Annotated in this window: 10 protein-coding genes; all 10 read right to left on the bottom strand. The window is 70.4% G+C overall.

Annotated elements, in window-relative coordinates; genetic code table 11:
• A partial coding sequence (purL, locus tag VAE46_RS09640) for a phosphoribosylformylglycinamidine synthase subunit PurL (RefSeq protein ID WP_322796722.1) occupies positions 1-1,397 on the bottom strand: 1,397 nt, incomplete at its 3' end.
• Positions 1,398-1,442: 45 nt separating this feature from the next.
• Entirely contained in the window at positions 1,443-2,027 is a 585-nt protein-coding gene (locus tag VAE46_RS09635; protein WP_322796721.1) for a DUF4389 domain-containing protein, read from the bottom strand.
• 88 nt (positions 2,028-2,115) lie between these two features.
• Positions 2,116-2,820: a phosphoribosylformylglycinamidine synthase subunit PurQ gene (gene purQ / locus VAE46_RS09630; RefSeq protein ID WP_322796720.1), complete on the bottom strand. Its 705-nt coding sequence runs from the start codon at positions 2,818-2,820 to the stop codon at positions 2,116-2,118.
• 49 nt (positions 2,821-2,869) lie between these two features.
• Entirely contained in the window at positions 2,870-5,044 is a 2,175-nt protein-coding gene (locus VAE46_RS09625) for an HDIG domain-containing metalloprotein (RefSeq protein ID WP_322796719.1), read from the bottom strand.
• Between the two features lie 55 nt (positions 5,045-5,099).
• A complete protein-coding gene (locus VAE46_RS09620; protein ID WP_322796718.1) occupies positions 5,100-5,825 on the bottom strand; it encodes an HAD family hydrolase in 726 nt (241 codons plus the stop codon).
• 9 nt (positions 5,826-5,834) lie between these two features.
• Positions 5,835-6,332, bottom strand: a complete 498-nt coding sequence (locus VAE46_RS09615; RefSeq protein WP_322796717.1) for a GatB/YqeY domain-containing protein — start codon at positions 6,330-6,332, stop codon at positions 5,835-5,837.
• 74 nt (positions 6,333-6,406) lie between these two features.
• Positions 6,407-6,622 (bottom strand): 30S ribosomal protein S21, encoded by a 216-nt coding sequence (gene rpsU / locus VAE46_RS09610; protein ID WP_322796716.1) that lies wholly within the window; start codon positions 6,620-6,622, stop codon positions 6,407-6,409.
• A 60-nt stretch (positions 6,623-6,682) separates the two neighbouring features.
• Complete coding sequence (locus tag VAE46_RS09605) at positions 6,683-7,165, bottom strand: DUF1992 domain-containing protein (protein ID WP_322796715.1); 483 nt, start codon at positions 7,163-7,165, stop codon at positions 6,683-6,685.
• 77 nt (positions 7,166-7,242) lie between these two features.
• The gene (locus VAE46_RS09600) at positions 7,243-7,545 is read right to left on the bottom strand and encodes a hypothetical protein (protein WP_322796714.1); all 303 of its coding nucleotides are present in this window, start codon (positions 7,543-7,545) and stop codon (positions 7,243-7,245) included.
• 152 nt (positions 7,546-7,697) lie between these two features.
• A partial coding sequence (locus VAE46_RS09595) for a LysM peptidoglycan-binding domain-containing protein (RefSeq protein WP_322796713.1) occupies positions 7,698-8,721 on the bottom strand: 1,024 nt, incomplete at its 5' end.

The raw sequence follows: 8,721 nt of genomic DNA, 5'->3' as shown, positions 1-8,721 counted from the left end.
ACGAAGCGGGGGTTGCAATCGGTGGAGACGGCGACGCCGCGGCGGGTGCCCATGATGCGGAGGACGGCGGCATCGCCGCCGGGCGGGACGACCGTGCTGGCGAGGACCTGGTGGTCGTACTGGCGGAAGATGCCGCGCCTGGAGGCGATGTTGGGGCGGGCGAGGAGCTGGCGGAGCGCGGCGGACGCGGCTTCGGGGGCGAGGTCGGGCAGGGCGGCGAGGTCGACGCTATTGAGGGGTTCGAGCTCGGGCGGGCGGACGCCCTGGCGGCGGTACTGGGGCGGGTCGGTGGCGATGTCGACGGGGACGCGTGCGACTTCGCGGCCGTGTTCGCGGACGACGACTTCGGAGCCGCCGGTCACGACGCCGATGGGGGCGCAGTGGAGCTCCCAGCGCTGGAAGAGGGCGGTGACCTCGCCGACGTGCTCCTTTTTGGCGATGACGAGCATGCGCTCCTGGCTTTCGGAGAGCATGACTTCGTAGGGGGTCATGCCCTGTTCGCGGCGGGGGACGTTCTCGAGGTCGAGGATGGCGCCGGAGCCGCCCTTCGCACAGCATTCGACGACGGAGGAGGTGAGGCCGGCGGCGCCGAGGTCCTGGAGGCCGACGATCCAGTCGCGGTGCTCGGAGGCGAGTTCGTAGCAGGCCTCCATGAGGAGCTTTTCGAGGAAGGGGTTGCCGACCTGGACGGCGGGGCGCATCTCTTCGAAGCGGGCCTCGGGGTCGGTGCGGGAGGCGAGGCCGGAGGCGCCGTGGATGCCGTCGCGGCCGGTATCGGCGCCGACGAGGAGGAGGACGTTGCCTTCGCCGCGGGCGCGGGCGGAGAGGAGCTTGCCGGTTTCGGCGACGCCGACGCACATGGCGTTGACCAGGGGCGTGCCGGAGTAGGCCGGCGCGAAGAAGGTTTCGCCGCCGACGGTGGGGATGCCGAGGCAGTTGCCGTAGCCGCCGATACCGGCGACGACGCCGTGAAAGAGGTAGCGGTCCTGGGGGTTCTCGAGGGGGCCGAAGCGGAGGGAATCGAGGATGGCGATGGGGTAGGCGCCCATGGCGAAGATATCGCGGACGATACCGCCGACGCCGGTGGCCGCGCCCTGGTAGGGCTCGATGGCGGAGGGGTGGTTGTGGGATTCGATTTTCATGACGACGCAGCGGCCATCGCCGATATCGATGGCGCCGGCGTTTTCGGCGCCGACCGCGGTGAGGACGCGCGGGCCGCTGGAGGGGAGGAGGCGGAGGAGCGGCTTGCTGTTCTTATAGCCGCAGTGTTCGCTCCAGAGCGAGCCGAACATGCCGAGCTCGACCTCGTTGGGTTCGCGGCCGAGGCGCTGGACGAGGAGGTCGTACTCCTCGCGGGTGAGGGCGACGGCATCGAGGGCGGCCTGGTCGACGGGCATGAGGCTATGGTACGCGCCCGGGTGCGTACGGGAGAGTGGCGGGGTTCAGCTGAGGCTGAACGGCGGGTAGCGGTCGGTGAGGAGGGCCATATAGGCGGCGACGCGCATGGTCCAGCGGTAGTACCCGGCGAGGTAGTTGTGGATGGCTCCCGGGATGCGGCCGATGAAGATGCCGACGACCCAGCCGATGAAGAGGAGGATGTTGGCAATGATTTGGAGGATGTAGAGGACAAGGTAATGCGGGATGACCAGGATGAGACGGAGGAAGACGGTCAGGCGGCTGCGGCCCTCGAGCTGGGCTTCGCCCCAGAAGCGGACGGGATAGGCGGCATCGGGGCCGAAGGCGAAGGGCGGGTAGCGCCCGGTGAGCAGAAAGGTGTAGGCGTTGACGCGGGCCGCCCAGTGGAGGGTGTTCAGGATGAGGCTGGCGAAGCTGGCCGGCATGCGGCCGGTGACGATGATGACGAACCAGGAGAGGATGACGAGGACCTGGACCAGCGCACCGAGGACACCAACGATGAGGAGGTGGGGGATGGCGAGGATGATGCGGAAGAGGATGGTGAGTCGGGACTGGGATGCGGCCGGGTCGACGTCGAGGCCGAAGGGGTAGGCAGGAGCAGATACGGTCATGGGCGACCTCCAGCGGCCGGCCCCTTGGGACCCGCGCCGGGATGTCGCGAGTTGTACGCGATTGCGGGTTAAGATGTAAAGTGCCGGTTCAGGCGGTGACGGCGGCGAGGGCGGTGCGGATGACGGACTCCCAGATGCGGTTGCCGTCGATGCCGCCGACGAGGGCTTCGCCGGCGCGTTCGGGGTGGGGCATCATGCCGAGGACGTTGCCGCGCCGGTTGATGATGCCGGCGATGTTGCGGGCGGAGCCGTTTGGGTTGGCTTCGGGGGTTACGTTGCCCTGCGGATCGCAGTAACGGAAGACGACGCGGCCGGTCTGCTCGAGGAGATCGAGGGTTGCGGGGTCGGCGTAGTAGTTGCCCTGGCCGTGGGAGATCGGGATGCGGAGGACGGCGCCCTGCGGGATGGCATCGACCCAGGGTGAGGAGCCGCCCTCGCGGCGGAGATGGGTCCATTCGCAGCGGAACTGGAGGCTGGCGTTGCGGATGAGCGCGCCCGGGAGGAGGTGGCTTTCGCAGAGGACCTGGAAGCCGTTGCAAATGCCGATGACCGGTTTGCCGGCCTCGGCGAAGGCGATGACGGATTCCATGACGGGGGAGAAGCGGGCGATGGCGCCGGCGCGGAGGTAATCGCCATAGGAGTAGCCGCCCGGGAGGACGACGGCGTCGTAGCGGGAAAGGTCGGTTTCGCGGTGCCAGAGGATATCGGCCTGCTGGCCGAGGACGTCCTGGAGGACGTGGTAGGTGTCGCGGTCGCTCCAGGTGCCGGGGAAGCGGATGATAGCGAAGCGCATAGGGTGATTGTGGGGCCGGCCGGGGGGTGTGTCGATGGCGCGCTGGGCTTCAGGGGCTGCGGAGGGGGGATTCGCCGCGGGCGAGGGAAGCGATCTCCTCGGGGGTGGGCTGGGGGTACCTGACGCGGGGATGGTAGACGGCGCGGAGGGTGGCCTTGAAGGAGCGGGCGATGGTCTGGAGGTCGCGCAGGGTGATATCGCAGTCATCGAGCTGGCCTTCGGCGAGGCGCTCGGCGAGGATGGCATCGACGGTGGCATCGATATCGGCGGACTGGCCGCCGGCGGCGCGGATGACGGCCTCGCAGGAGTCGGCGAGCATGACGATGGCGGCCTCGCGGGATTGCGGGCGCGGGCCTTCGTAGCGGAAGTCGGCCGGGTCGGGCTGGGCGCCGTCGGCGGCGGCCTGGCGGTAGAAGTAGGAGACGAGGCGGGTGCCGTGGTGCTGGGGGATGAATTCACGGACGGACTCGGGCAGGCGGTGGCGGCGGGCGAGCTCGATGCCGTTGGTGACGTGGGCCCGGATGATGCGGGCGCTCTCCTGCGGGGGGAGGCCATCGTGGGGGTTGGGGCGCTCATCGAGCATGTTTTCGATGTAGTAGCCGGGCATGGCGAGCTTGCCGATGTCGTGGTAGTAGGCGCCGACCCGGGCGACGAGGGCATCGGCGCCGATGCCGGCGGCCGCGCGCTCGGCGAGGGCGCCGACGAGCATGCTGTGGTGGTAGGTGCCGGGGGCCTCCTCCTGCAGGCGCCGGAGGAGCGGGTGTTCTGGCTGGGCAAGTTCGAGCAGCTGGATGCGGGTGGTGATGCCGAGGGCGAAGCTGAGAAGCTGGACCAGGCCGAGGCTGATCACCGCCGCGGAGACGCCGTGGATGGAGGCCGCGAGCGCGATCCAGCCGAGTTCGGGGGTGGCGCGGGGAACCTGCAGGAGCCAGAAGGTCAGCAGGACGGCAGCGCAGGCGAGGCCGGCGGCGAGGCCGGCGAAGGCGAAGCGGCTGATGCGCTCGGCGCGCTGCAGGGCGAGGGCGCCTGCCAGGCCGGCGAGGGAGGAGGACGCGGCGAATTCGAGCGCCTGGAGGGGGCCGATGTAGGTGGAGCCGATGACCTGCGGGTAGGCGCCGCCGATGAGCGCGCCCGCCAGCCCGAGGAGGAGGGCGACCGCCGCCGCGTAGGGGAAGTCGGCGAAGGCGGCGACCACCAGCGGGGCGGCGGCCACCGGGAGGGCGTAGATGAGGTAGGTGTGCTCGGCGTCGGGGGTCACGAGGGGGAAGGCGAGGCGCACCCCCGCGAGGGTCAATGCGCTGACGAGCCCGGTGGCCACCAGGCGCCGCACGGAGGGCGCGGAGAAGGGCTGCAGCCGCCATGCGAGGGCGCCGAAGAGCGCGCCGAGCAGGAGGGCGATGAGCGCTGTTCCGCCGAGGGCGTAGGGGTCGAGGGCGTCGCGGAGGGCGCCGGTGGCGCGGAGGGCTTCGAGGTCCTGGGCGGTGACCTGCTGGCCCTCGCTGACGATGACCTGCCCGGCGGTGATGGTGCGCACCACGGGACTCACGGACTGGCGGGCCTGTTCGCGGGCGGCCTCGGTGGCGGCCGTGTCGATGCGGAAGTTGGGGGCGGCGAAGGCGCGGAGGAGGGTCGCGAGGGCGGTGCGCTCCGGGTCGGCGGTGAGGCCGCGTGCGGCGAGGAGCTGGTCGATGGCGAGGTCGATATCGCGCTGCTGCTCGGCCGGGGTGGCGCCGCGGCCGATGGGGTTGGCCATGAGGGCGCGGAGGAGGTCGAGGGTGCGGGCTTCGAGGAGGGAGAGGCCGTCGGCATCGAGGGACTGGAGGTAGAGGCGGGTCGCGCTGCCGATGGTGGCGGGTGTTTCGATGGCAGCGATCTGGTCGAGCTTTTGGGCGGCGGAGAGGTCGGTGCGGGCGAGGATGGCGCGCACGCTGGAGAAGTAGCGCTGGAGGAGGGCTACGCGGGAGTCGGTGAGGGCGGGGTCGGGCGGGAGCGGGACGTCGCGGACGGCAGCTGCGGCCTGCTCGCGGGCAGCGGTGGTGAGCGCCTCGGAGACGAACTGGGCATCGTGGGCGGCTTCGAAGGTGCGCGGGGCGTAAGCGCCCTCGGCGAGGCCCTGGCGGAGGCCGCCGACGGGGGCGATGAGCACGGCGATGAGCGCGGCGAGGGCGAGCCCGAAGGCGGCAGCGGCAAGGCGGGGGAGTGGTGGGCGCGGGGCCGGTTTCATGGCGGTGTTTCGAGGATACCAGACGGGGATGGCGAGGCCGCGGCGCCGGGCGTGGTTATTCGCCGGCGCGGGGAGAGATGCTCTCGCCGAGGATCTCGGCGAGGCCGGCGAGGTGGCGGATGGTCAGGTAGCCGGCAGCCTCGGGACGGCGGCCCGGGCGGTCGAGGAGGACGGCGCGGAGGCCGGCGGCGCGGGCCCCGGCGATATCGGTGGCTGGCGTGTCGCCGACGAAGAGCGCGTCGTGGGGGTCGACGGTGAGTTCGGCGAGAGCGCGGCGGAAGGGCGCGGGGTGCGGCTTGGCGAGGCCGACATCGGCGCTGGTGACGAACGCCTGCAGGTAGCCGGCGATGCCGAGGGAGGCGGCGGCGGCCTGCCAGTAGGCGCCGGGAAAGATGCTGTTGCTGACGACGCCGAGCCGGTAGCCGCGGAAGTGGAGCGAGGCGAGTAGGGCGCGAGCATCGGGGAGGAGGTCGAGGCCGCGGCTGGCGACGTCGAAGAAGCGCCGGGCGGCGGATTCGACGTCGTTGGCGCCAGACGGCCAGCCGAGCCAGGTAAAGGCCTGACCGAGGATGGCGGCGATGGTGGGGGCGACGGGGTCGGCGGGGCCGGGGCGCTCGGGGAAGACGGCGTGGAAGGCGCGTTCGGTATCGCCAGGCGCGGCCTCCGGGGTGATGTGGCGGCGGGCGTACTCATCGACGGCGGCGCAGGCTGCCGGGATACGGTCGGTGGTGGCGTGGACCAGGGTGCCGTCCCAATCGAAGAGGATGGCGCGGATGGTCATGGCCCCGGCTCAGCCGCCGAGGAGGCGGCGCACGATTTCGTTGATGGCGCGGCCATCGGCGCGGCCGGCGAACTGTTTGGTGAGGACGGGCATGACTTTGCCGAGGTCGCGCGGGGAGCTGGCGCCGGTCTCCTCGATGACGCGGCGGGCGGCGGCTTCAATCTCTTCGGGAGTGGCCTGGGCAGGCAGGTAGGATTCGAGGACGGCGACCTCGGCGGATTCTTTTTCGACGAGGTCCTGCCGGCCGGCGCGCTGGAACTGCTCGATGCTTTCGCGACGCTGCTTAATCTGCTTCTGGATGAGGGCGAGGACCGCCTCGTCGTCGAGGGTGAGCGGCGGGAGCTCGGCCATCCGTGCGAGCTCTTCATCGCTGGCGCCGGGGGGAGCGGTGCGGATCTCGGCGTTCTTGATGGCGGAGAGGAGCATTCGAAGGGTGGATTTGCGGGTTTCGTCGCGGCTGCGGAGGGCCTCGGCGAGGTCGGCCTGGATGCGGTCGCGGAGGGACATGGCGGTGCTCCGAAGTGGAACGGCCCGGCTGGAGTGGCCGGGCCGTCGGTTGTGTGGTGATGGTGCGAGGCGGCTCAGCGCCGGGCGGCGGCTCGGGCTTCGCTGCGGAGTTGCTTCTTGCGGAGTTTGCGAAGGCGCGCTGCTTCCTTCTTCTTGCGCTTGACGCTGGGCTTTTCGTAGAACTCGCGCCGGCGCGCTTCGGAGAGGATGCCATCCTGCTGGACGCGTTTGTTGAAGCGCTTGAGTGCGGCCTCGAAGGGTTCGCCTTCGCCGACGATGACCTCGGACAAGAGCGGCTCTCACCTCGCCTTCTGGTTGGGATGGGGCGGCGTGCGGGCACGCCAGTTTTTTTACGGTATCACATCGTCGGCGGCCGGGCGAGTTTCGGGAGGCGCCGGGAGGCGGGCATCGAGGCGCTCGAGGTGGTATTCGACCCAGAGGCCGGGGCGTTCGCTGCGGATGCCGGGGGCTTCGAGGTTGAGGCGGTCCTGCCGGCGGCGGATGTCGCGGGCGAGGGTTTCGTAGCGCTGGCGGGCGTGGCCGATGGCGAGGCGGTGGGCCTCCCAATCGCCGGTGGCGCGGGCATGGTCGCAGAGGAGGCGGTGGTCGTCGTCGATTTGCTGGAGGCGGCGGAGGTCGTGCTCGATTTCGCGGGCGAGGTCGAGCCAGCGGGGGAGGACGCCGGCGTTGCGGAGGAGGTGATGGCCGAGCCAGTTGGGGTCGTTCTCGTTGCCCTCAAGCGGGAGGGGTCGGCCGGCGCCGGGCAGGTTATCGAAGAGGCCGGTAGCCATGGCCTCCTGGATCTGCGATTCGATGGCCTTTTCGAGGGACATGGGCGGCCCCGGGGAAATGCGCTGGCCCGCCGGGCGAGGGCGGGCCAGTTTATTGTAGCGGCGGCTGCCGGGCCGGCTCAGTCGGCGGAGGGCAGGACCTTGGGCTGGAGGAGCTCCATGGGGCGGCCGTCGACGTTGAGGGCGCAGGGGCCGGGCTTGACGACGAGGACTTCGATGCCGGTCTGCTCGTCGCGGTAGCGCTTGCCGAGCTGGACGGTTTCCATGCCGGTGGTGTCGACCGTGACGTTCGGGTCTTCCTGGCCGCGGATCTGCATGGGCGCGTCGCCGCAGCGGAGTTCGCCAGGGCCGCCCTTGGTGACGATGAATTCCGCGACGCCGCCGGGTACGACGTAGCGCTTGCCGGTCTGTGCTGCTGCCATGGGTGATTCCCCTCTGCTGGTGGTGTGGTGCGGAGGGCATCCCTTCGCCGGGGATGCCGGATTTGGCGGGATCGTACGGGTCGGCGCGGCCGCGGTCAAACTGAAGAGGGGCCGCGCGGGCCTCTCTTCGACGATTCGACCGGTGCGGTTGGTTACTCGACCCAGATGTAGCCGAGCATCGGCGGGTGGTAGTCGCAGGTGACCTTGTACTCGCCGGGGGTGTTCATGGTGATCTGGCGGGTGTCGCCCTGGCGGATGTCGTCGCCCTGGACTTCGCCGTTGAAGACGATGTTGTGCAGGCCGACGACGGAGGTGAAGGTGATGGTGGTGCCGGCCCTGACGAGGACGCCGCCCTGGTTGGGCTGCTTGCGCTGGCCATCGGCGACGATGGTCCAGTCGCTGGCGTGGGCTTCGAAGACAACCTGCTCGCTGAACTCGGTCGGCTTTTCGATGGCGACCGGGGTGCCGAGCCCGGGCAGGGTTTCGAACACGGCCTGCGGGATGGCGTACTGGACGCAGGCGGTGCCGGGGTTGATGGCATCGGGCGGGGCGGTGCCCCAGGCGGAGTCAGGCAGCTTGAGGGTGGTGCCGATAGCGAGGATGCTGTTCGCTTCGACGCCGTTGGCTTCGGCGAGGGTGGCGGCGGTCACGTTGGCGAAGCCGGCAGCGACCTCCTCGAGGGTCTGGCCCTTGACGGTGTAGCGGTCGATCTTCGGGAGCTGGATGACGACGTCCTGGGAGAGCGGGGTGGCCGGGTCGGCGTTGTTGGCGCGGGCGAGCTCGGCGGCCGTCGTCTTGTGGGAGGCGGCAGCGGTCTCCCAGGTATCGGCGATGTCGACGATGTAGCGGGCAGTGGAGGGCAGGCGGATTTCCTGGCCGGGGTTGACGACCGGCGAGGCCGGGTCGAGGTTGTTGAGCTGGGCGAGGGCGGCCACGTCCTCGATGAGGTGCTTGTCCGCGATCTGCTGGAGGGTTTCCCCTTCGGCAGCGATGTACACGTTTGTGGGGATGACGAGCGTGCGCCGATGCTCGAGCGGGGCGTCGTCGTTGGCGGTGGTAACGGTCTGCGGGTTCAGCCGGCGGAGCTCGGCGGCGGTGATGCCGTGCTGGTCAGCGATCGACTTCGCGGTATCGCCGGCGGCGATGATGTAGGTGGCGCCCTCGGGCAGCTTCAGG

Source organism: Tepidiforma sp. (assembly GCF_034433535.1).
Classification (GTDB): domain Bacteria; phylum Chloroflexota; class Dehalococcoidia; order Tepidiformales; family Tepidiformaceae; genus Tepidiforma.
Note: the sequence above shows the minus strand (reverse complement) of the source record. Positions and strands in the feature narration are given on the sequence as shown.